Origin of the sequence: Micromonospora sp. NPDC048868, from assembly GCF_043198195.1 — a bacterium.
Classification (GTDB): Bacteria; Actinomycetota; Actinomycetes; order Mycobacteriales; family Micromonosporaceae; genus Micromonospora; species Micromonospora reichwaldensis.
On the sequence record NZ_JBICUN010000019.1, the window covers coordinates 1 to 21,420 of the forward strand.

Annotated in this window: 18 protein-coding genes and 1 pseudogene; 10 read left to right on the forward strand and 9 right to left on the reverse strand. The window is 72.4% G+C overall.

Going from position 1 to position 21,420, the window contains the following annotated elements:
• Positions 1 to 74: 74 nt before the first annotated feature.
• Both ACGFNF_RS24595 and ACGFNF_RS24600 read right to left on the reverse strand, forming a co-directional pair.
• Positions 75 to 1,307, reverse strand: coding sequence for an RCC1 domain-containing protein (locus ACGFNF_RS24595; RefSeq protein ID WP_393170970.1), 1,233 nt, complete (start codon positions 1,305 to 1,307; stop codon positions 75 to 77).
• A 365-nt stretch (positions 1,308 to 1,672) separates the two neighbouring features.
• Positions 1,673 to 2,182, reverse strand: coding sequence for a DinB family protein (locus ACGFNF_RS24600; RefSeq protein WP_393170972.1), 510 nt, complete (start codon positions 2,180 to 2,182; stop codon positions 1,673 to 1,675).
• Between the two features lie 349 nt (positions 2,183 to 2,531).
• Between ACGFNF_RS24600 and ACGFNF_RS24605 the strand changes: the two genes are divergently transcribed.
• Positions 2,532 to 3,512 (forward strand): hypothetical protein, encoded by a 981-nt coding sequence (locus tag ACGFNF_RS24605; RefSeq protein WP_393170974.1) that lies wholly within the window; start codon positions 2,532 to 2,534, stop codon positions 3,510 to 3,512.
• The gene (locus ACGFNF_RS24610) at positions 3,509 to 3,913 is read left to right on the forward strand and encodes a TetR/AcrR family transcriptional regulator (protein WP_393170976.1); all 405 of its coding nucleotides are present in this window, start codon (positions 3,509 to 3,511) and stop codon (positions 3,911 to 3,913) included. Before ACGFNF_RS24605 ends, ACGFNF_RS24610 begins: the two co-directional genes overlap by 4 nt.
• A gap of 78 nt (positions 3,914 to 3,991) precedes the next feature.
• Here ACGFNF_RS24610 and ACGFNF_RS24615 read toward each other — a convergent pair whose 3' ends face one another.
• Positions 3,992 to 4,225 carry a DUF899 family protein gene (locus tag ACGFNF_RS24615; protein WP_393170978.1) on the reverse strand — a complete coding sequence of 78 codons (234 nt, stop codon included), beginning with the start codon at positions 4,223 to 4,225 and terminating at the stop codon, positions 3,992 to 3,994.
• Between the two features lie 184 nt (positions 4,226 to 4,409).
• Complete coding sequence (locus ACGFNF_RS24620) at positions 4,410 to 4,853, reverse strand: MerR family transcriptional regulator (protein ID WP_357578404.1); 444 nt, start codon at positions 4,851 to 4,853, stop codon at positions 4,410 to 4,412.
• 113 nt (positions 4,854 to 4,966) lie between these two features.
• Here ACGFNF_RS24620 and ACGFNF_RS24625 point away from each other — a divergent pair, with 113 nt between their 5' ends.
• The gene (locus ACGFNF_RS24625) at positions 4,967 to 6,016 is read left to right on the forward strand and encodes an aldo/keto reductase (RefSeq protein WP_393170981.1); all 1,050 of its coding nucleotides are present in this window, start codon (positions 4,967 to 4,969) and stop codon (positions 6,014 to 6,016) included.
• Between the two features lie 252 nt (positions 6,017 to 6,268).
• Here ACGFNF_RS24625 and def read toward each other — a convergent pair whose 3' ends face one another.
• The 3 genes and pseudogenes from def to ACGFNF_RS24640 form a co-directional block, all read right to left on the reverse strand.
• A complete protein-coding gene (gene def / locus ACGFNF_RS24630) occupies positions 6,269 to 6,817 on the reverse strand; it encodes a peptide deformylase (protein ID WP_357578402.1) in 549 nt (182 codons plus the stop codon).
• A 111-nt stretch (positions 6,818 to 6,928) separates the two neighbouring features.
• Positions 6,929 to 7,021: pseudogene (locus ACGFNF_RS24635) on the reverse strand (CGNR zinc finger domain-containing protein); the annotation flags it as partial.
• A 33-nt stretch (positions 7,022 to 7,054) separates the two neighbouring features.
• The gene (locus ACGFNF_RS24640) at positions 7,055 to 8,077 is read right to left on the reverse strand and encodes an AraC family transcriptional regulator (RefSeq protein WP_393170984.1); all 1,023 of its coding nucleotides are present in this window, start codon (positions 8,075 to 8,077) and stop codon (positions 7,055 to 7,057) included.
• A gap of 145 nt (positions 8,078 to 8,222) precedes the next feature.
• Between ACGFNF_RS24640 and ACGFNF_RS24645 the strand changes: the two genes are divergently transcribed.
• The 5 genes from ACGFNF_RS24645 to ACGFNF_RS24665 all read left to right on the forward strand — a co-directional run bounded on the left by ACGFNF_RS24645 (position 8,223) and on the right by ACGFNF_RS24665 (position 12,683).
• Positions 8,223 to 9,095 carry an NAD(P)H-binding protein gene (locus ACGFNF_RS24645; protein ID WP_393170987.1) on the forward strand — a complete coding sequence of 291 codons (873 nt, stop codon included), beginning with the start codon at positions 8,223 to 8,225 and terminating at the stop codon, positions 9,093 to 9,095.
• 173 nt (positions 9,096 to 9,268) lie between these two features.
• Positions 9,269 to 10,060: a methyltransferase domain-containing protein gene (locus ACGFNF_RS24650; protein WP_393170989.1), complete on the forward strand. Its 792-nt coding sequence runs from the start codon at positions 9,269 to 9,271 to the stop codon at positions 10,058 to 10,060.
• A 54-nt stretch (positions 10,061 to 10,114) separates the two neighbouring features.
• The gene (locus ACGFNF_RS24655; RefSeq protein WP_311411265.1) at positions 10,115 to 11,116 is read left to right on the forward strand and encodes a hypothetical protein; all 1,002 of its coding nucleotides are present in this window, start codon (positions 10,115 to 10,117) and stop codon (positions 11,114 to 11,116) included.
• Positions 11,116 to 11,766: a hypothetical protein gene (locus ACGFNF_RS24660; protein ID WP_393170992.1), complete on the forward strand. Its 651-nt coding sequence runs from the start codon at positions 11,116 to 11,118 to the stop codon at positions 11,764 to 11,766. Before ACGFNF_RS24655 ends, ACGFNF_RS24660 begins: the two co-directional genes overlap by 1 nt.
• 14 nt (positions 11,767 to 11,780) lie before the next feature.
• Entirely contained in the window at positions 11,781 to 12,683 is a 903-nt protein-coding gene (locus ACGFNF_RS24665) for an inositol monophosphatase family protein (protein ID WP_393170994.1), read from the forward strand.
• Positions 12,684 to 12,689: 6 nt separating this feature from the next.
• On the opposite strand, the gene ACGFNF_RS24670 is transcribed toward ACGFNF_RS24665, so the two are convergent.
• A complete protein-coding gene (locus ACGFNF_RS24670) occupies positions 12,690 to 13,922 on the reverse strand; it encodes an SLC13 family permease (protein ID WP_393170996.1) in 1,233 nt (410 codons plus the stop codon).
• Between the two features lie 96 nt (positions 13,923 to 14,018).
• Here ACGFNF_RS24670 and ACGFNF_RS24675 point away from each other — a divergent pair, with 96 nt between their 5' ends.
• Positions 14,019 to 19,796 (forward strand): TIR domain-containing protein, encoded by a 5,778-nt coding sequence (locus ACGFNF_RS24675; RefSeq protein WP_393170998.1) that lies wholly within the window; start codon positions 14,019 to 14,021, stop codon positions 19,794 to 19,796.
• 135 nt (positions 19,797 to 19,931) lie between these two features.
• Here ACGFNF_RS24675 and ACGFNF_RS24680 read toward each other — a convergent pair whose 3' ends face one another.
• A complete protein-coding gene (locus ACGFNF_RS24680; protein WP_357578398.1) occupies positions 19,932 to 20,633 on the reverse strand; it encodes an alpha/beta hydrolase in 702 nt (233 codons plus the stop codon).
• A gap of 316 nt (positions 20,634 to 20,949) precedes the next feature.
• On the opposite strand from ACGFNF_RS24680, the gene ACGFNF_RS24685 reads away from it, so the two are divergent.
• Positions 20,950 to 21,417: an NUDIX hydrolase gene (locus ACGFNF_RS24685; RefSeq protein WP_311411259.1), complete on the forward strand. Its 468-nt coding sequence runs from the start codon at positions 20,950 to 20,952 to the stop codon at positions 21,415 to 21,417.
• The last annotated feature ends 3 nt before the right edge of the window (positions 21,418 to 21,420 follow it).

A 21,420-nucleotide genomic window follows, 5' to 3' on the forward strand; every position in this document is an offset into this window, starting at 1 on the left:
GCGCGCGGGGGGGGGGGGGCGGCGGCGGGGGGGGGGCGGGCCCCCCCCCCCCACCGCTCGTCCCCCAGCGGCGGTCAGCCCGGCAGGGCCACCTGTGCCGGAGTTGACCGGTGGGTGGTGGTGCCGTCGCCGAGCTGCCCGAACGAGTTGTCGCCCCAGCACCACAGGCTGCCGTCGGCGCGCATCGTGCAGGCGTGGTAGGACGTGGCGAGGCTGTCCGTCCAGGTGGTGGCGCTACCGACCCGGGTCGGGGTCGACCGGTGGGTGGTGGTGCCGTCGCCGAGCTGCCCGGAGGCGTTGTTGCCCCAGCACCACAGGCTGCCGTCGGTGCGCGTCGCGCACGACGAGTCGATGCTCGTCTCGACCCTCGCCCAGCTGGTGCCGGTGCCGACCTGGAGTGGGGTGGTCTGGAAGCCGACGCCGCCGCCCACCTGGCCGTAGCCGTTCTCGCCCCAGCACCACAGCGTCCCGTCGGCGCGGACCGCGCAGGTGTGCACGTACCCGGCCGTCACGCCGGTCCACGTGGTCGCGGTGCCCACCTGCGTCGGCGTCGCCCGGTAGTCCCGGATGCCGAGACCGAGCTGCCCGTCCGAACTGCTGCCCCAGCACCACAGGGTCCCGTCGGTGCGGGTGGCGCAGGTGTGCGCGTACCCCGTCGTGACGCTCGCCCAGGTGGTCGCCGTGCCGACCTGCACCGGGGCGGTCGCCTGATAGGGGGTCGCGCCGGTGCCGAGCTGCCCGTGGCGGTTCTGGCCCCAGCACCACAGGGTGCCGGTGGTCTGGACGGCGCAGGTGTGGTTGGTGGCGGTGCTGACGCTGGCCCAGGTGGTGCCGTCGCCGATCCGTACGGGGCTGCTCCGTTTCGTGGTCGTCCCGTCGCCGAGCTGCCCGTTGTTGTTGCTGCCCCAGCACCACAGCGTTCCCTCCGTGCGTACCGCACAGGTGGTGCTGATGCTGGCGTCGATACGCGCCCAGGTGGTGGCGTCGCCGATCCGGACCGGAGCGGTCCGGTCCGTGGAGGTCCCGTCGCCGAGCTGGCCGTAGAAGTTGTTGCCCCAGCACCAGAGTGCGCCATCGGTGCGGATCACGCAGGTGTGCAGGTTGCCCGCGGCGACCCGGGACACCGGCCCGGCGGCGACCGAGGCGTTCGGCGTGCCCCGGTCGGCAGAACTGGCGCCCGCCGTGGCCGCCCCCGCCGTGACTCCGATGGCCAGCACGGTGATCCCGACAGCGGCCGCTGCCGCGACCGCGGCTCGGGCTGCCCGCCGCCATCGCGTTCGTAGCCGCCCCACCCGATTCTCGTTCATGATCTGCTCTCCCTGGAGATCGTCGGTTTCGTACGGTGGAGGCGGCGTTGCCCCGACGGGTCGCCAACAACCCGTCATATCGATGAAACCCTACATTGATAAACGTCAGTCCTGCGTGCTCGGGCCTCTGCCGACCGGCCGCTTCCTGTAGGCACGGCGTCCTGTTGGGGTGGCGGCCGAGGACGTCGCGTGGTGCCGGAGTCGGGCGAGCGGATCATCGGTCCCCCTGGCCGCCTGACGTCGGGTCGGCAACCGCGAGCTGGCCAGGCTGGCGGGAGCAGGTCGTCCCACCATCTGCTCGGTGTTCGACGGCGCCCGCCAGGCCGACCTCCGGACCACTGCGTCGACGACGCAGTCCCGGTGACCTAGCGGGATGCCTCCGACCGCGCGGCGCGGCGGATGTCGAGCAGGTGGTGTTCGCCCTCATGGATGGTGTGTCGGCCGAGCCACAACAGCGTGCGGGCCTGCGGTCGCGGCCACGGGTAGACCCCGGTGCGGGCGAGTTCCGCAGGACCGAGCACGCCGAACCGGGCGGCCAGGTCGTCGGCGGCCGCGCCCAGCGCCGCCAGCACGGTCGCGGGATCCTGCTCGTTGTACGCCTCCGCCACGGCGCGCTCGTCGCGTCCCATCGGGGCGAACTCCGGCTCCTCGACGCGTAGCGCCAGCGCGTGGCGCTCGGCCTGCACGCCGAGCACGTCGCGGACGTGGCAGGCGTACTCCAGCGGCGACCACACCCCCTCGGCCGGTCGCCGGCGCACCTGCCGCACCTCGGCGAGGGCGGCTGAGTATCGCCCGCCGAGCGTGCGCAGGAACGGCGGCAGTTCGTCGGCGGAGACGCCGGCGTAGTCGAAGCCGCACTCGTCGCACCGGTCCACAGGCCGAGGCTAGCGGCGTTGCCGTCCGCCGTCACGCCCCCACGGGCGCCACGCGGCAGTCGGGGGGCCCGCCCGGAAACGTGGCGGCCAGCGCCGCCGACAGCCGCCACAGTCCGGGCTCACCCGGTCGGTCCGGCGGTCCGCCCGGGACGGCGGGGAGGGCACGGTACGGCCGGCGCGGTACGGCCCACTGCACAGTTCCCCCGGCCCACCCGGTCCGATCGTGTCGACCGTTCGGTCTGACGCAGAGTCACCATGCCGACACAGGCGTTGTGAGTAATCTCCGCGATCGATGTGCTGGCGCGGACCAGCGCCGTCGGTGACGGCCATCGGACGAACGAGGTGTCTCATGGTGGCTCTACGACGGCTGCTCGCCATGATGGTCGCGACGGCGGTGACCGCCGCGCTGGGGCTGGTGTGGACGGCGGCCCCCGCGCAGGCCGACGAGGCGTGGGAGAGCGCGTTCAAGAACCTGATGTCGCGCACGGCCACCTGGGCCGACGGCGGACTGTCCCAGCTGGGGCTGCTCGGTCAGCCGCTGCCTCTGCTCGGCGTCAGCCCCGGCGCGCTCGTCGACGCCGACACGCTCGTGGACAAGGCGTCCGACGCGCTGGCCAGCGGCCTGACCAAGGGGGACGTCGACCTCGGCGGCGGCACCCGGCTGACCAGCTCGGTGAGCGCCAGCGGCGGCGACCACCTGCTGGACGTGCTGCTGACCACGAAGCGCGAGGTGGCCGACAAGGACCTCACCCTGGCCGGTGTGACGCTGGACAAGGCGGTCGGCGTCACCGGCTGGGCCACTCTGCACCTGCGGGCCCGGCACACCGCTGCGGGGGAGACCTACCTGGTGCGCGACGGGGACACCCCGCGCATCGACATCGACGCGGCGGCGCGGCTGCGTGCCGACCTCGACCAGGCCACCGCCTCGGTCGGCATCCTCGGGGTCACGCTGACGGCCGGCAGCACCCTCACCGCGCGTACCCACCTCAAGGTCACCATGACCGACCCGAACGGCGACGGCCAGCTCGCCTTCGACTCGGCCGCCGGCGCGAACACCGGCGAACTCGGCGCGGCGGGCTCCCTCGCCGGCCTGGTGCAGGTGGCCCTCGACAACTCCGGCGGGGGGAAGATCTCCGACACCGAGACCGAGCCCGGCCCCGGCTCGGTGCACGGCGTGGTCAAGCTCGGTGCGGCCGTCTCCGGCGCGCCATTCGCGCTGCCCGCCGTGGCGGCGACCGTGAACGTCGACTGGAACGACATCTCCGTCGGCACCCCCACGGTGACCACCACCGCACCGTCGCCAAGCAGGCCGGCATCACGACGTCCTTGAGCACCTACTACTTCACCACCCTCGACGACCTGCTCGTCGCCGCCCTGACCAGCGTCGCCGACGCCTACACCGCCCGCATCCGCCAGATCATCGACAGCCCCGGCGACAAGCTCGCCGGCCTGGCCGAACTCATCGCCGAGACCGCCGGTGCGGGCCGCGAGCGTGCGCTTGCCGAACGGGAACTCGCCACCCTCGCAGCCCGCAGGCCCGTCCTGCGGCCCGTGGCGCGGCGGTGGCGGGAGAACGTCGCCGAACTCTGCGCCGCCCTCACCGACGATCCCGTCGCCATCGCGGAAGTGGTGGCTGCCTCCGACGGGCTCTGCACCGCGATCCTCCTCGACAACGGGCCCGCCGACCCGGAGCACCTTCGCGCCGTCCTGCAACGAGCACTCCGCAACTGACCATCTCGGCGCGCGGCTGGACATCCTGTGTCGGGCGCTGGGACCACTGGCCGATGTCGAGGCCGGAGACCTGACGCGTCAGGGGTGCAGGGCGCCTTCCGTGGGGTGCGGGGGCGCTGCGTGGTGTGCACACGGGTCAGCCTCGGCGCCGTAACGGTCGTGCAGCCGCATCCAGGAGTAGGTCGGCTCCTGCGGCCACCCTTCGGGGGAATCCTCCCAGGACTCCTGTCGCCCGTAGGGGGTGAGGTCGAGGAGGTCGAAGACGAGCATGAACGGCTCCTCGCCCGTGATGCTCCGTCCGCTTGTCGGCACACCTTGTCATAGGCGGTGTTCGGCCCGTCAGGCTCGGCGGACCAGGGCGGACCAGGGCGGACCAGGGCGGACCAGGGCGGACCAGGGCGGACCAGGGCGGACCAGGGCGGAACGTGGCGGCGTGGACCGGGCGGGATGCCGTGGCGTGCCCCGGGCCGCGCCGGTGATCGCGACGCGAGAACCGTCAAGATCGATGGCCTTCTGGTGCCGAAGGGACCGGAGCGTGACACTCGTGGTCGCCGGCGCTGTCCGGGCCGAGGAGGTCCTCATACACCCCGACCTTGAACCTGATCAGGTCCAGGCACTCGGCGAGTCTGCCGATCTGGGCGGTGACGTGGGCCTGGTGCTCGCGCATGAGCGTGAGTCGTTCTTCCTCATTGCCGGCTCCCCGCCTGACGAGGTCGGCGTATCGGCGTAGCGCGGGCAGGGGCATGCCGGAGGCGCGCAGGATGATGCAGACGGTGAGCCAGTCCACATCATCCTGACTGTAGACACGACGCCCCCCAGGTCCGCGTCGTACAGGGTTGACGAAGAGGCCCTCGTGCTCGTAGAAGCGCAGCGCGTGCACGCTCAAGCCGGTGCGTTCGGCGACCTGCCCGATGCTCAGACGCGTGGTGACCTCAGCCATGCCGTTCAGGGTAGTGGCTTGACCTAGAGCCGACTCTAGCTCCTAGGGTTCCCCGTGCGATCGACGCGTCCGTCGTTCCGCAATCACGGCTGAATAGCAGGGGAAGTGTCACCATGCGCTATCGCACCCTCGGTGGAACCGGTATCGAAGTCAGCGCTTACTGCCTCGGGACCATGATGTTCCAGAGCGGCGGCAACTCCGACCACGACGATTGCGTCCGCATCATCCACGCCGCCCTCGGCCAGGGGATCAACTTCGTCGACACCGCCGACATGTACGGACAGGGGGAGTCCGAGGAGATTGTGGGTAAGGCACTCCAGGGGCGCCGGGATGACGTCGTATTGGCCACCAAGGTGCACTTTCAGATGGGCGAGGGCCGCAATCGCAGCGGCAACTCGCGGCGTTGGATCCTCAGGGCGGTCGAGGACAGCCTCAGGCGCCTGAACACCGACTGGATCGACCTGTACCAGATCCACCGGCCCGACGACTCGACCGACATCGAGGAGACGCTTTCGGTGCTCAGCGACCTCGTGCAGCAGGGGAAGATTCGCGCTTTCGGCTGCTCGACGTTCCCCGCTGAGAAGATCGTCGAGGCGCATCACGCCTCCGAGCGTCGTGGCCTCGGACGCTTCCACACCGAGCAGCCGCCGTATTCGATCCTGGCCCGCGGGATCGAGGCCTCGGTCCTGCCCGTCTGCCGGCGCTACGGGATGGGTGTGCTGGTCTGGAGCCCACTGGCTTTCGGGTTCCTCACCGGCAAGTATCGCAAGGACCAGCCCATCGACCTGTCAACCGGCCGTCCCACGATCCGGCCGGAACGGTTCGATCCCACGATCGCGGAGAACGCCGCCAAGCTCGACGTCGTCGAGCAACTAGTCGAACTCGCGGAAGACATCGGCTGGACCCTTCCGCAGCTCGCCATTGCCTTCACCGTGGCCCACCCGGCCGTCACCTCGGCGATCATCGGACCGCGGACCATGCCGCAGCTGGAGGATCTCCTCAAGGGCGCCGCGCTCACCCTGGACGATGCGACCCTCGACCGGATCGACGGAATCGTGCCGCCCGGAACCAACCTGTACAACCCCAATGCTCCCCTGCCCCCGCGTTCACTGACCGACACCGCACTGCGTCGCCGCCCCCTCACCGATCGCGCCGCAGCCTGAGCCAAACTGCCTGTGGTCGGCCAGATCTGAATCGAGGGAGACGCAGGTCTCCTCGTCTCCCTCGCGCCTTGCGGGTCTCTGGTTCGGTGCAGCCGTCAGCCATTCCGGAACCGCGACCACGGCAAGGTCCAGGAAACCTGCGGCGGCGAGGCCGACCGGCACGGCGATGACGAGGCCCGGCCGGCGGTGCGACGGTGATGTCGACGCCGGTCTCGTCGCAGGACGTCTCGATGCCGAGGACGATCGGCATCCTCAGTTGCCGTCGGGGACGCCGACACCGACGCCGGGGTGTTCGGCGCTGGCGGCCAGGATCTGCTTGCGTTGCTTGACGGGGAGCCGGTCGACGTAGGCGAGGCCGTCGAGGTGGTCGACCTCGTGCTGGAAGCAGCGGGCGAGGGTACCGGTGCCCTCGAGGCGGATCGGCTCGCCGTGCAGGTCGACTCCGGTGACGGCGGCGGTGGCGGAGCGGGCCAGGTCGGCCTGTTGTCCCGGGACGGACAGGCATCCCTCGACGTCGGTCACGAGTTCCCGGTGTTCGGGCAGGTGCAGTACCGGGTTGATCACGTGGGCGACGGTGTGGGCGCCGGTGGCGTCGGGGCAGTCGACGACGAAGATCCGGGCGTCGACGCCGATCTGGTTGGCGGCCAGTCCGACGCCGTGGGCGGCATACATGCTGGCGAACATGTCGTCGACGAGCGTGGCGAGCGCGTCGTCGAACACGGTCACCGGGGCGGCCCGGCGGTGCAGCACCGGGTTGCCGTAACGGGTGATCGGCCTCGGCGTGCCGGCATGCCTCTCCATAGTTGCCTATCCTATGCAGTTGCATATGAAGCGCAGTAGGCCTGGGCGGAGTGCGGCGTCGGTGGTGCCTGGCCAAGTGTCAGAGCCGGGCCGGCGCAGTCAGGGCGGTGATCAGGGCCAGGGCGCGTGCTGCCGGGCGCGGTGGGCGCGTACATGGGAGCGGGCGGCGCACCGTTCGGAGCAGAACCGGCGGCATCGGTTGCTGGGGTCAAGGGGGCGTCGGTTCGACTGCTGACGTCAACCAGTCGCCGCACTCGTCGACGAGTAGGCGGTCGAGATACTTCCCGTCTGCTGGCCGGGGGCGGGGAGTGTCCGTCGGGCGGCTCCGGGTGGAGAGCCCACCACGCGCTTGAACGCCCGGGCGAACGCGGCCTCCGAGCGGTAGCCGAAGCGGCTGGCGAGTTCGGCCACGGTGGCACCCTCGTCGCGTAGCGCCGTCGCGGCCAGGTGCATCCGCCAGCGGGTCACGTAGCTCATCGCGGGTTCGCCGACCAGTTCGGTGAAGCGTGCGGCGAAGGCTGAGCGCGACATCGGGATCTTCTCGGCGAGCGAGGCGACGGTCCAGGTCCGGCCGGGTTCGCGGTGGATGAGGGAGATCGCGCGGCCGATCAGTGGGTCTCGCAGGGCCCCGAGCCAGCCGGACCGGGCGGCTGGGTCGTTCTCCAGCCACGCGCGTAGCGCCTGCACGACGAGCACGTCGGAGAGGCGGGTGATCACCGTCTCGCCGCCGGGGCGCAGGCCGTCGGCCTCGACCGCCATCAGTCGCAGGGTGGACTGGAGCCAGTCGAGTCGGGCAGGGTCCGTCGCCGGGTCGAGGACGAGGATCTGTGGCAGCAGGGCCAGCAGTCTTCCTGCCGCCGGGTGGTCGGAGCGTACGGCTCCGCAGACCATGTCGATCCGCTCGCCGCCGCCGCCGTGGCGGAGGATCTCGTAGCGCTCGCCGAGCTGTTCGCGCTCCAGCTCGAAGATGCTCGGTGTCGGCGCGTCGGGTTCGCTGCGCAGCCGGTGGCCCTGGCCGTGCGGGACGAGGGCCAGCTCGCTCCCGGTGAGGCGTCGCGGCTGCGCCCCTGGCGCGTCGAGCCAGCAGCTCCCACGCGTGATGACGTGGAACCAGAGGTGGTCCTTGAGCGGCGGAAGCTCGAGCCCGAACGGGGCGGTGAACTCCGAACGGCAGTAGAACGCACCCCGCAGCTCGAGGAAGTGCAGCGCCTCGCCGAGCGGGTCGGCGGCCGAGGGCCAGGGGGCACGTTCGTCGGGCATGCCGCAAGTGTGCCAGGAGCAACGCACTGACGATCCAGGTCGGCTGGACGAAGGAGCATGTAATGCGGACAGGGAGTCATAGCCAGTCCCTGAAGTCCCGTGGAGGCTGGACGCACAGCAACACGCCGACGAGAGAGGGACTGACATGATCGCCGTGATGGGGGCGACCGGGAACACCGGTCGTAAGGTCACCGAACTGCTGCTCGAAGCCGGCGAGGAGGTCCGGGCGCTCGGCCGCTCGCCGGAGAAGCTCGCCGAGTTGGCCGCGCTGGGGGCCGCGACGGCCGTCGGCGACGCCCGCGACGCCGACCACCTGGCGAGCGCCTTCGCCGGCGCCGAGGCGGTCTACACGCTCACCGCGTTCGACCCGACCCTGCCCGACTACCACGCCGACCAGGACCGACGCGGGGAGGCCATCGTCTCGGCGGTCCGGAAGAGCGGGGTACGCCACGTGGTCGCGCTCAGCTCGATCGGCGCGGAGCTGGCGGGCGGTAACGGATTCATCGCCAGTCTGCACCGGCAGGAGCAGCGACTGCGGACGCTGGCCGGTGTCAACGTGCTGCTCCTGCGTCCCGGTGCCTTCTTCGAGGGCTTCCACTCGGCGGTGGAGACGATCCGCCATGAGGGAGTCGTCGCCGACTCCGTCGCGCCCGACGCGAAGGTGCCGATGATCGCCACGGCCGACGTCGCGGTGGCCGCCGCCGGGGCGCTGCGCGAACGGAACTGGAGCGGCGTGGTGGTCCGCGAGCTGATCGGCCCCCGCGACCTGACGTACGCAGAGGTGGCGACCGCGATCGGTGCGGCGACCGGCCGCCCGGACCTCCGGTACGTCCAGCTGCCCGACGAGGAGATGGCGGCGATCCTCACCGGGACCGCCGGGTTCTCGCCCGACTTCGCCGCCCTGCTCGTCGAGTTCAACCAGGCGCTCAGCGCCGGTCGACTGCGCCCGATCGAAGGCCGCAACGAGGGCAACACGACTCCGACCCGGTTCGAGGAGTTCGCCGCCACGCTGCGGTAGCGGTGGCGGCTGAACGGCGTGCCGCTGCCGGCGCCCTCGGCCGCCCTGCGCTCCCCGCTGCCGCGCCGGCGGGGGCGCGGGCACCGTCGCGGCGGTCACGCCACGCGACGCCGGGTGGTGCGAGGCTTGGGGTGGTCGCCGTCGCCGGAGGTGGCGCCGCAGCGGAGGGTGCGATGGCCGAGCCACCGACCGGGGCCCCGTCGGGCAGCGCGCAGGCGCACGGGCGGCGCGCCAACCGGCGAAGCTACCACGACGGTGTGCAGGTCAACGGGTACGTCGACGACCCGTACCACCGGGTCCGCCGGGCGGTCGCGGCCCGGTTGATGGTCGACGGCATCCCTGGCGGAGAGCCGGTACTCGAGTTGGGCTGTGGCCCGTGCAGCACGGTCGACCCGGCGGAGCTGCCCGTGCCGCTCGTGGTGGCGGACATGGCCGAGGCCGCGCTGGGCGCGGCCCGCCGGGCCGCCGCCGGTCGGGCGCTGCCGGTCTGCCTGGACGCCACCTGCGCTCTGCCGTTCCGCACCGGCAGCTTCTCCGGGCTGCTGACCGGTGAGTTGATCGAGCACGTCTACGACCCGGTGGCGTTGCTGCGGGAGTGTCACCGGGTCCTCGCCCCGGGTGGGCTGCTGGTACTCACCACGCCGAACCTGGCGACCGTCCAGGACCGGCTGGCGTTCCTCGCCGGCCGCGCACCCCGCCAGGTGGATCCGCTGCACCCCTACCTCTGGTTGCACATTCGTCCGTTCACCGCGTCGCTGCTGCGGCGGGTGCTGCGGCGGGCCGGATTCGCGCCGCTGGCGCTGCGGTCCAACCACGTCGGGTGGCGGCTGCCCGGCGGACGCTGGGTCACCTCCCGGCTGCTCGCCCGGCTCGCGCCGGGGCTCGGTGGCTCGCTGATCTGCGCCGCCCGGCGGCTGGACGGACCACCTTCACCGCAGGACGCGGGACTCGGGAGCAGTGCGTGATCAGGCATTGACATAGGGCTATCATGAGGGCTCCGTCGTCGACCGGGAGATGTCATGGCCGGCCTCCTCACCTGGGTCGTCAGGAATCTCGACGCGTTCATCGGGCTGCTCCTGGCACTGACCGTCGCGACCCTCGGGCTCAACAACGGCGTCAGCCAGGACGTGGTGAACAGCGCCATCCTGCTCGTGCTCGGCCTGCTCGCCCAGGCGCTGCTGCGCGACCGGCTGCGCCGGGAGACCGCCGAGCGCGAGGTGCGGCAGGTCATCCGGGACACCCGGGACCGGCTCGCGGAGCTGGTGCCGCAGATGGGCGAGATCACCGGTCCGGAGGGGGCGCTGAACCGGGCCCGGGAGGCGATCGACAGCATCTCCATGGTCCGCGTCCTGCACGGCAGCGAGGTCGGGCAAGCCCTGGCCGAGGCCCGTCGGCACACCGACCGGTGGAACTTCAAGGGCGGCACCGGCACCTACACCCGGGCGGTCACCCTGCCCGACTGCCTGGAGCACGCTCGTCGGCGTAACGCCACCCTGCACTTCGCCATCGAGATCATCGACCCGACCGACGAGGAGGTCTGCGAGCGGTACGCACGGTTCCGGCGCAGCCTCGCCCCCGACGAGCCAGGCGAGCGGTGGACCGTCGACCGCACCCGCAAGGAGTCCTACGCGACCGTGCTGGCCGCCTGTTGGCACCGGCAGCGCTCCGGGCTGCTCACCATCGACGTCCGGGTCTCCGCGCAGATGACCACCTTCCGCTACGACCTCTCCTCGAGCTGCGTCATCGTGACCCAGGAGAATCCGCAGACCCCGGCACTGAGGATCGACCGTGGGGAGCTCTACTACAACCGCTACAACATCGAGTTGCAGTACAGCCGTGAACAGAGCCGGCGGGTGCCGATCGAGGCTGCCGGGCAGGTCAGGCTCGACGACGAGCCCTCCGTGGAGCAGGTTCGCCGCCTGTTCACCGCGCTCGGGCTGCCACTGCCCCGGTCCTTCGGCGACCGCGAGGTCGCCGACATCGTGAGCCGGGCCATCCAGGCGAGGAACCCGTACGCATGATGAGCTACGCCGACCTCGAACGTGAGATCGACCGGGGCACCCGGCCGGAGCTGCTCCGCGACTGGGTGTCGGGCGTCCTCGACGACGTCGCCGAGGGGCAGCGGCCGTTGCTGGCCGTACGGCACCCGCTCGGCTTCACCTGCCTGCCGGTGAGCCGTACCGGCGCCGACGGGATCTGCGTGCACGCCTGGCCGGCCGAGCCGCCGGCCGTCCGACCGACCACGTCCACCGTGCACTCGCACAGCTGGGACCTGCTCAGCCACGTGCTGCACGGCCGGGTCCGCAACGAGCTCATCGAGGTGACCGAGGCGCCCACCGACCCCGCCTGGCGGGTGTACGAGGTGCACAGCCGGGGCGACGTCGACGAGTTGGCGGCCACCGACCGGCTGGTGACGGCGGCGACCGTCACCGTGGAGAACTACGGCGCGGGCAGCTCGTACGCGCTGCGCGCCGGTGGCTTCCACACCTCGGAGGTGGACCCGGGGCAGCCGGCGGTGACCGTGGTGCTCGGCCGGGCCGCGCCCGGCTTCTGCGACCTGAGCCTCGGCGCCGTGGGCGGACACCGCCACCGGATACGCCGGGACCGCTGCGACGCGGCGGAGACCGCTCGGATGGCGCGGCAGATCGCTCGACTGGTGGCACGGGGCTGAGGGGTGGAGGAACCATGGACGTGGAGCCGGGCAGACCCGGGCCGGACCTGCGTGAGGCACACCGGTTCGCGGTGGAGGCCGCGCAGGCCGCCGGGCGGCTGGTGCGCCGGGGCACCCGGGGCGAGTTGCGCGCTCGGGCCAAGGACGCGTCCGGTGACCTGGTCACCGACCTGGACCTGGCCGCCGAACGGCTGATCGTCGGCCGGATCCGGGCCCGCTGGCCGGAGCACGGCGTGATCGCCGAGGAGGGCGGGGAGTACGCCACCAACGACTCCTGGGCGTGGCTGGTGGACCCGCTCGACGGCACCAACAACGTGGCGATCGGGCTACCCACGTACGTGGTCGGGATCGCACTCTGCGACCGGGGCTCGCCGGTGCTCGGGGTGGTGCACGACCCGGTCGCCGGCCGCACCTGGTCGGCCGTTCGTGGTCAGGGTGCCTTCGTGCACGTCGACGGCCCCGCCGGGCAGCCGCTGCGCGCGCGGCACCGGCCGGTGCCGCCGGCGCCGGTGCTGGCCTGGACCCAGGGATACGAGGTACGCCGCGACGACAGCACCGCCCGGGCCCTCAAGGTGGTGCTCGACTCCACCGCGCGGCGGGTGCTGCAACTGTGGGCGCCGCTGCTGTCCTGGGTGATGCTGGCCCGGGGCGACATCGACGGCATCGTCGGCTACCGTCCGGAGGCGGTCGACCTGCCGGCCGGGATGCTGCTGGCCGCCGAGGCCGGCATGGTGGTCCGGGCCCTCGACGGTGGCTGCTTCGACGACCGGTACGGGGGCCCCGCCGAGCGGCGCAGCTTCGTCGCCGGCCCACCGGAGACGATCGACCGGCTGGTCAAGCTGGTGACCGCGGCACAGTGGATCGAGCCGAAGGTCCGCCACCTCACGCCGATCAGTTTGACCACCGTCGGTTGGTGAGGCCGGTCAGCCCGGCGGGGTGACCAGCAGGGCGGCGACGCTGGCGGTGGTGGCCAGCGCGGCGAGGACGGCGCTGGTGGCCACGAACCGCCCCAGCGGGACCGCGACCCCGGCGGCCCGGCAACGCTCATACCAGATCAGCGTGGCCAGCGACGCCCACGGGGTGGCGAGCGGGCCGACGTTGGTGCCCACCAGCAGGGCCAACAGTTGGGTGTGGTGGTGCACGGCGATGACCGCCTCCCCGGCCACGTACGCGGGCAGGTTGTTGACCACGTTGGCGAAGAGGGCGCCGACGGCGCCGGCCCGCAGCGCGCCCTCGGCCCCGGGGTCGTCGCCGATCAGCGCACCCATCACGGTGTCCAGCCCGTGCCGACCGATGGTCTGCACCACCAGGAACAGCCCGGTGACGAAGACCAGCAGCCGCCAGGGGACCAGGTGGAGTCTCAGGCTGCCCCGGGCGCGGACCGCGAATCCGGCGACCAGGATCGCGGCGGCGACCCCGGCGGCGATTCCGATCTCGACCTCGGCGAGGACCCCGGCGACGAACAGCAGGCAGGCCACGAGCGCGGTGCGGTAGAGCACGGGGTCGGACGGCACGTGTGGCGGCGGTGGCACGAACGGGTCGGCGCCGGCCCGCGCCGGCCGCCAGTACCACCACCAGAGCAGCAGCATGGTGATCGCGATGGCGACCAGTTGCGGCCACCACATCCGGGCCGCCCACGGCAGCGGGGCCAGCCCGATCCGGTCGCTGGCCAGGATGTTGGTCAGGTTGGACACGGGCAGCAGCAGGCTCGCCGTGTTGGCCAGCCAGACCGTGGTCATCGCCAGCGGGACCGGCGGCACACCGAGCTTGCGGGCCAGGGCGATCATCACCGGGGTGAGCAGGACAGCGGTGGTGTCCAGGTTCAGCGCGATCGTGGTCACCGAGGCGAACCCGACGCAGAGCCAGAACAGCGCGCGGAAGTCGCCTCGCGCGGTGATCGCCATCCGGGCGGCGAGCGCGTCGAAGACCCCGGCCACCGCGGTCAGCTCGGCCAGCACCACCACGGCGCCGAGGAAGATCAGGATCGGCAGGATCCGGCGTACGGTGGCCTCGGCGTCCGCGCGGGGGAGGAGGCCGGTCAGGACGCAGAGGACGCCGCCTGCGAACAGGCCGATCGCGATCCAGTCCAGTACGTGCAGCCGACCCCAGGAGGATCGGTCCGGGGCGGCCGACGGCGGCTGGCCGGTGGTGTCCACAAGGCACGATCCTCGCACACCGACGCCCGCCGGGACGCGACCGACCCGACCGCGCATGGTGGCGACGGGTTGACCCTGAGTGGTCATAATGGCGGGGTGGCTGTAGGCGCGCAACCGACCCGGTCCGACCGCCCCATCGACTTCTTCGTCAGCTACTCGCCCGCCGACGAGCGCTGGGCGACGTGGCTGGCGTGGGAGTTCGAGGCCGCCGGCTACCGCACGATGCTCCAGGCTTGGGACTTCGTGGCCGGCACCAACTTCATCGACTTCATGGACCGGGGGGTCCGGGAGGCCGCGGTCGTGGTGGCTGTCCTGTCCGAACGCTACCTGCACTCCACCTACGGCAAGCTCGAGTGGCAGGCGGCGCTGCGCGCCGATCCGGACGGCACCGGCAACAAGCTGGTGACCGTCCGGGTGGAGGACTGCCCGATCGACGGCCTGCTCGCCACCATCACGTACGTCGACCTGGTCGGGGTCACCGACCCGGTGCAGGCGCGTTCCCGGGTGCTGGACCGGATCCGGGAGGCGCTCGACGGCCGCGCGAAGCCCGTCCGGCAACCCGCCTTCCCGCACCATCCGGCCGACCCGGCCGGGGTGCTCTCCGCGCCCGTCGCCGGCCCGCCCGCGCCGCGCCGGGCCCGCCGTACGCCGATCAACCCGCCACCGTTCCCCACCGCCCCGGCGACGGTGCCGACCGCGCGGACGGCGCTGACCGTGCTCCAGGTGACCGGCCCGCGGTTCGGTCGGGGCATGATCGAGCCGGGTGCCCCGGTCACCCCCGGAGAGCTCCAGGAACACCTGATGGGTGATCTGACCCTGCTGATGAACGACGAGGTCCCCCGACCCGACCTGTTGGTGGTGGCGGGCAACCTGACCGAGTCCGGCAGCCCCCGGGAGTTCTCCGACGCGCTGAGCTTCCTCACCGGGCTGCGCGTGCTGCTCGGGTTGGAGCCGCACCGCCTGGTCGTGGTGCCCGGCCCGCGCGACGTGACCATGGCCGCGAGCCGCGCGTACTTCGCCACCTGCGAGGCGGACGACGTCGACCCGCAGCCGCCGTACTGGCCGAAGTGGCGGCACTACGCGCGGCTCTTCGACGACCTCTACCAGGGTCTCGAGGACCGGCTCTTCGACAGCGAGCAACCGTGGACGCTGTTCCCGGTGCCGGACCTGCGGGTGGTGGTGGCCGGGTTGAACTCCACCGTCGCCGTCACCCACCGCGAGGAGGACCGCTACGGCTTCCTCGGCGAGGCCCAGTCCACCTGGTTCGCCCAGCGGCTGCGTCACTACCAGCAGTCCGGCTGGCTGCGGCTGGGCGCGATGGCGCACGCTCCCGGCCCGCGCACCCCGTACGCCGACGAGGTCGCGGTCCCGGACGGGGTGACGCTGCGCGACCGGGGATCGTTCAACCGCCTGCTCGGGCCGATGCTCAACCTCCTGCTCTCCGACGCCGTGCCGACCGGTGCCCAGGTCGATCCGGTGGTGCCGCTGGCCACCGCGTCGCGCGACGGCCGGGCGCAGGTGCTCCGGCTCGCCGCCGACGGGATGACCCGCTGGGTGCTCGGCCGCGACGACCGGCGCGAGGTGGGCGAGTCGACGGCCGTGCGCTGGCCGCGCGCGGAGGCGACGTTCGGTGCTGTCGGGCCGGCCCAGATTCCCGACCCGCGGCAGCCCACCTCCGTCGAGAGAGCCGTCGGGGACGCGCCGGCCGCGCTCCCGATGGCGCCGCTGGACCGACTGCTCGACCGGCTGGCCGAGGTCTGCGAGGCGCGCCACGACCGGGTGCTGGTGCGTCGGGTGACGGTCGAGCCGCGGCACCTGTTCGTCACCTACCGCGCCGACGGGGTGGTGCGGCAGCAGCGCGTCGGGGCGTACGTCGGCACCCCGACCGCCACGGACCTCGACCACTTCGCCCGGCGGGTGCACGCCACCGACCCGGACATCGCGTCCGAGTTGGTCTACGACGGCGACCGGGTCCCGCGCGGACTGGCCGAGGAGGCACAGCGGCGCGGCGTACGGGTGCTGCACCTGACCGAGTTCCAGGGCCTGCTCGATCTGCGTGAGTACGTTGCCGCGCAGACCGCCCGGTTGCAGGCCGACCGGCTCTACCCGCCCGGCCAGTACGTGCCGCAGCGCTACCGCCACCTGGTCGGCGCCGACCAGCAGGTCCGCGAGGACGTGGTGGACCAGCTGCTCGAGTTCGCCGCCGCGCCGGACGGCCGGTTCGTGCTGGTGCTCGGCGACTTCGGCCGGGGCAAGACGTTCGCGTTGCGCGAGGTGGCCCGCCGGCTGCCGACGGCCGCCCCCGACCTGATCCCGATCCTGGTGGAGCTGCGTGCGCTGGACAAGGCGCACTCGGTCGACGGGCTGGTCGCCGCGCACCTGGCCAACCACGGCGAGCAGGTGATCGACCTGAAGGCGTTCCGCTACATGCTCCGGCAGGGGCGGATCGTCCTGCTCTTCGACGGCTTCGACGAGTTGGTCGCCCGGGTCACCTACGACCGGGCGGCGGACCACCTGGAGACGCTGCTCCAGGCGGCCGAGAGGAACGCCAAGATCATCGTTAGCAGTCGCACCCAGCACTTCAAGACCAACTCGCAGGTGCTCACCGCCCTCGGTGAGCGGGTGGGCATGCTGCCGCACCGGCGGGTACTGGCCGTCGAGGACTTCACCCCCGCGCAGATCGAGACCTTCCTGCGGCACCGCTACGGTGGGGACGAGCAGGCGGCCCGGGAGCGGATGAACCTGCTCGGCGGGGTGCGGGACCTGCTCGGGCTCTCTCGTAACCCGCGCATGCTCGGCTTCATCGCCAATCTCGACGAGGGACGGCTGAGCGCCGTGGCCGGTGCGGGCGGCACGTTCAGCGCGGCCGCGCTCTACCGGGAGATCCTGGAAGCCTGGCTGGACTTCGAGGAGCGGCGTACCCAGGGCGTGCCGGGTGCGCCGGTCAGCCTGCGCCGTCCCGAGCTGTGGCGCGCGGTGAGCCGGTTGGCCTTCCAGCTCTGGGAGAGCGGGGAGTCGTACCTGCGCCTGGCCGAGCTGGCCGAGGCCGCCGGGCAGTTGGCCGGGCTGGCAGAGTCCCAGCTCTCCGGATCGCAGGCGACGCACGCGGTGGGCGCGGGCAGTCTGCTGGTCCGCACCGACGACGGCCTGTTCGGCTTCATCCACACCTCCGTGATGGAGTGGCTGGTCGCCGCCGGGACCGCCGCCCAGCTCAATGAGGGCGAGGAACCGTCGGCCCTGGCGGCGCGCCCGCTGTCGACGCTGGCCGTGGAGTTCCTCGGCGACCTCGCCGACCCGGCCCGCTGCACCGCCTGGACGTCGCGGGTGCTCGGCGACGAGGCAGCCGGCGAGACGGTTCGGGCCAACGCGTTGCGGCTCAGCGCCCGGCTGCGGCTGCCGGACCGGGCCGACCTACGTGGCGCGGTGCTGCGCGGTGAGGACCTGTCCCACCGGGAGTTGGCCGAGGCGGACCTGGCCGGCGCGGACCTGACCGACACCCGCCTGGTCGCCACCAACCTGACCGGGGCCCGGCTGACCCACGCCCGGCTGCGCGGCGCCCGCCTGGACCAGGCTCGCCTCACCGGGGCCGACCTGAGCGGGGCCGATCTGGCCGGAGCCCGACTGTTCCGGGCCGACCTGCGCGACGTGCGGGTGGCCGGCAGCAGTTGGCACCGGGCCGCGCTGATCGACGTGAGTGCCCACCCGGCGCTGCTGCGCGCGCCGGAGCTGCGCGGCGCCGTGGTCGCCCCGGGCCGTCCGGTGACACCGGGCCTGGCCCCGTCCGCCGTGGGCGTCTCGTACGGCTTCGAGGTGGGCCGGCTGCCGTTACCGGCGGCGTACAGCCCGGACGGCACGGTGCTCGCCGTGGGCAGCGACGACGGCGGGGTGCTGATCTGCGACACCACCACCGGCCTTCCGGTGCGGACCCTGCAGGGCCACCGGGGCCGGGTGTACGCGGTCCGATTCGACGCCGCCTCGCACCACCTGGTCACCGGCTCGGCCGACCTCAGCGTACGACTGTGGGACGCGGACCACGGCGACGTGCGGCACGTGATCGAGGACGTCTTCGCCGGCTGGGTGTGGCCGCTGCTCACCGACGGAGCACGGGGCCGACTGGTGGTGGGCGACGCGGCCGGTGTGGTCCGGCTCTACGACACCCGGACCGCCCGGCTGCTCCAGGAATGGCCCGGGCACGCCGCGCCCATCTGGGGCACCTCGTTCAGCCCCGACGGGCGGCGGGTCGTGGTCGTGGACAGTTCCGGCGCGGTCCGTGGCTGGGACATCGCCTCGGGCGAACTCGCCTTCGAGGTGCGGGAGCCGGAGGTGGTCTACCGGGTGGTGCACAGCCCGGACGGTCGGTCGCTTGTCGCCGTCGGACAGCACGGCCGGGTGTGGATCCGCCGGGCCGCCGACGGGGAGCTGCTGCGCCAGCCGCGCGGCCACGAGGCCGACGTCTACGCCCTCGACGTGCACCCCGACGGCGGGCTGATGGCAACCGGCGACACGCATGGCGCGCTGCGGCTGTGGGAGGTGGAGACCGGCCGCTCGGTCCGGGTCCTGGACCGGCAGCGTGGCGCGATCTACAGCGTCCGGTTCAACGCCGACGGCACCATGCTCGCCACGGCCGCCAGCGACGGCGCGATCCAGCTCTGGAGCACCGCCGACGGCCAGCTCCGGCACGAGCTGAGCCGGCACCGTGGCTCGGTCTGGCCCGTGGTGTGGCGGCCGGACCAGGCCCAGGTGGCGACCAGCAGCAACGACGGCACCACCCGCCTCTGGGACACGCGGACCGGGCAGCTTCAGCACACCCTGCGTGGGCACGGGCGGCGGGTCACCTCGCTGTCCTTCCGCGACGACGGCGAGGTGCTGGCCGCCTGCGGCAACGACGGTGTGGTGCGGCTGTGGGAGCCACGCACCGGGCGGCTGGTCCGGCAGTTCGCCAGCCCGGCCGACCGGCTGCTCTCCGCCGTGTTCTGTCCGGGTGAGCCGCTGGTCGCCGCACCGAGCGGGGACGGTGGCGTGCACCTGTGGAACGCCGACACCGGGGTCGACGAACGCGAGCTGAACGTGGAGACCGACCATGTCTGGGCGGCTGCGTTCAGCCCGGACGGCGACGCGCTGGCCACCGCCAACGACGATGACACGGTCCGTCTGTGGTACCGGCGTACCGGCCGGCACTTCGCCACCCTCGCCCCGCACCGGGGCCGGGTCCGGGCGGTGGCGTTCAGCCCGGACGGCGAGGCCATCGCCACCGGCTGCGACGACCACCTCGTCCGACTCTGGGACGCGGCCACCGCGACCTGTCGACACACGTTGGAGCTGCACACCGACCGCGTGTACGCGGTGTGCTTCAACACCGAGGGGACGCTGCTCGCCAGCGCCAGCAACGACGGCACCGCCGTGGTGTGGGACGCGCTCACCGGCGAACGGCGCGCGGTGCTCACCGAGCACACCGGCCGGCTCTGGTCCTGCGCGTTCAGCCCGAACGGCGCGCTGCTCGCCACCGCCGGGGACGACCTGATCATCCGGCTGTGGGATCCGGGCACCGGTCGGCTGCACGGCACCCTGGCCGCGCACACCCGGCGGGTCTGGTCGGTGGCGTTCAGCCCGGACAGCAGCATGCTCGCCAGCGCCGGTGACGACGGCACCGTCCGGCTCTGGGACGTCGTGGACCCGGAGCACCCTCAGCTGCGCAGTACCCTGATCGGTCTGCCGGACGGCTGGGCTGCGGTCAGCCCGGACGGGCGCTACAAGCTGGACGGTGATCCGGGCGGTCAGTTCTGGCACGTCATCGGCACCTGCCGGTTCGAGGTGGGCGAGCTGGACCCCTACCTGACGCAGGTGCGTCGACTCCCGGTGGACGCCCCGTTCTGACCGGCCGGACCCGTCGATGTGCCCGCTCAGGTCGTCGTCGGCCGGTCGGTGCAGCGTCGACGTCGTCCACCAAGCCCCGCTCGACCGACGCTGCCCTGGTGTCGATCGAGCGGGGCTCGGCGGATGCGATGCCGGTCAGCGCGGCATGAGGTGGCGGGTGAAGAACCGGACCGCGCTGTCCAGTTCATGTTCCGGGAGCCGGTCGCCGTGGCGGCCCGGGTTGGCGTGCAACGTCTTCTCGGCCGAGCCGAACGCGTCGAACAGGGCCAGGCTCTGCTCGCGGGGCACCCGCTCGTCGTCCCACTGGACCAGGAACTCGATAGGCACGGTGATCTGTGCGGCGGCTGCGGCGGAAGCCGGGGCCGCGGCACCGCCCAGGCCCAGCACCGCCGCGCGGACCCGGGGCTCAGCGGCCACGAACGGCACGCCGAGCCCGCATCCCAGCGACACTCCCCAGTAGCCGACGGGTTCCGACCCGAGGTGGTCCAGGACGGCCTGCCACTCCGGTACGGTCTGCTCGGCGACGAGGGCCTGGAATTCGGCGAGCAGCGGGGCCAGCTCGTCGCCGGAGTCGACGCGGGCCTGGATCTCGGTGGCGATGTCCTGGTAACGGTCGTCGGTCGGCCGGTCGCCGTGGTTCGGAACGTCCACGCAGACGGCAGTGAATCCGCTGGTCACGAAGCGGTGGGCGCGGTGCAGGATGGCGGGGGCGGTCTTGTGCTGGCCGCCGCCGTGGCCGAGGAGGATCAGCGGCCGAGGGGCGGTGGTGTCGTCGTCAGGGGTCCACCTGACAGCGGGAACGCCACCGACGGTGAAGAACTCTTCGTGGATGTGCATCGGGAACGCGGGCCTTTCGAGGATGCCTTTGCGGGCGCTCCCTAGACCATGCGGGGCAGGGAGTCCCGACCTGTCACAGCGTTGATCGGACTCACCTCCTCGGTCGGCAACCATGCACGGCAGGGTCGACCGTACACGAGCTGTCGCCGGGCCGCGATGGAGTGCTTCCCCGAAGCGGCATCACCCCCGGTCATCGCCCGAGGCGGCGCCGGCGACGTGCACGCCCGGGGAGTGTCACCGCCGGGCGGACCAGTAGGATTCTCTGCTTATGACCTCTGTTGAATCTGAAGCGCCGACGCGGGCGCCTGTTTCTCGCGTGCAGCTTGTCATCGGCATCGTCCGGCGAGGCGACGAGATCCTGCTGGTGCGGGAGAGCCTCGGCGCGAACGGCGAGATGCTCTGGTCGCTCCCCGGCGGCGGCGTCCAGGACGGCGAGGTCTTCCACGAGGCGCTGCGGCGGGAGATGCAGGAGGAGACCGGCCTGGTGGTCGGCGACCCGGTCGCCACCGCGTTCGTGATGCACATCGACTCCGAGCGGTACCCGTCGGCACTGGCGATCGCGTTCGAGATCAACGACTGGGAGGGCGAGACCCTGCCGGAGGACGACGAGATCGCCGAGGCGGCGTTCTTCCCGCTGCCGGAGGCCCTCAAGCTGATCGGGCAGCTCGAAAGCGACAACCAGCGGGAGCCGATCCTCGGCTACCTGACCGGTGAGGTGCCGGCCGGCACCACCTGGATCTGGCGCAACCGGGACGACCAGGAGGTCCTGCTCGGGCGCTGGTGACCG

Excerpts from the sequence above, each read along its gene's own strand:
- ACGFNF_RS24595 (WP_393170970.1), bottom strand. The coding sequence starts at position 1,307 with ATGAACGAGAATCGGGTGGGGCGGCTACGAACGCGATGGCGGCGGGCA.
- ACGFNF_RS24605 (WP_393170974.1), top strand. The coding sequence starts at position 2,532 with ATGGTGGCTCTACGACGGCTGCTCGCCATGATGGTCGCGACGGCGGTG.
- ACGFNF_RS24620 (WP_357578404.1), bottom strand. The coding sequence starts at position 4,853 with ATGGCTGAGGTCACCACGCGTCTGAGCATCGGGCAGGTCGCCGAACGC.
- ACGFNF_RS24625 (WP_393170981.1), top strand. The coding sequence starts at position 4,967 with ATGCGCTATCGCACCCTCGGTGGAACCGGTATCGAAGTCAGCGCTTAC.
- def (WP_357578402.1), bottom strand. The coding sequence starts at position 6,817 with ATGGAGAGGCATGCCGGCACGCCGAGGCCGATCACCCGTTACGGCAAC.
- ACGFNF_RS24640 (WP_393170984.1), bottom strand. The coding sequence starts at position 8,077 with ATGCCCGACGAACGTGCCCCCTGGCCCTCGGCCGCCGACCCGCTCGGC.
- ACGFNF_RS24645 (WP_393170987.1), top strand. The coding sequence starts at position 8,223 with ATGATCGCCGTGATGGGGGCGACCGGGAACACCGGTCGTAAGGTCACC.
- ACGFNF_RS24650 (WP_393170989.1), top strand. The coding sequence starts at position 9,269 with ATGGCCGAGCCACCGACCGGGGCCCCGTCGGGCAGCGCGCAGGCGCAC.
- ACGFNF_RS24655 (WP_311411265.1), top strand. The coding sequence starts at position 10,115 with ATGGCCGGCCTCCTCACCTGGGTCGTCAGGAATCTCGACGCGTTCATC.
- ACGFNF_RS24660 (WP_393170992.1), top strand. The coding sequence starts at position 11,116 with ATGAGCTACGCCGACCTCGAACGTGAGATCGACCGGGGCACCCGGCCG.
- ACGFNF_RS24665 (WP_393170994.1), top strand. The coding sequence starts at position 11,781 with ATGGACGTGGAGCCGGGCAGACCCGGGCCGGACCTGCGTGAGGCACAC.
- ACGFNF_RS24680 (WP_357578398.1), bottom strand. The coding sequence starts at position 20,633 with ATGCACATCCACGAAGAGTTCTTCACCGTCGGTGGCGTTCCCGCTGTC.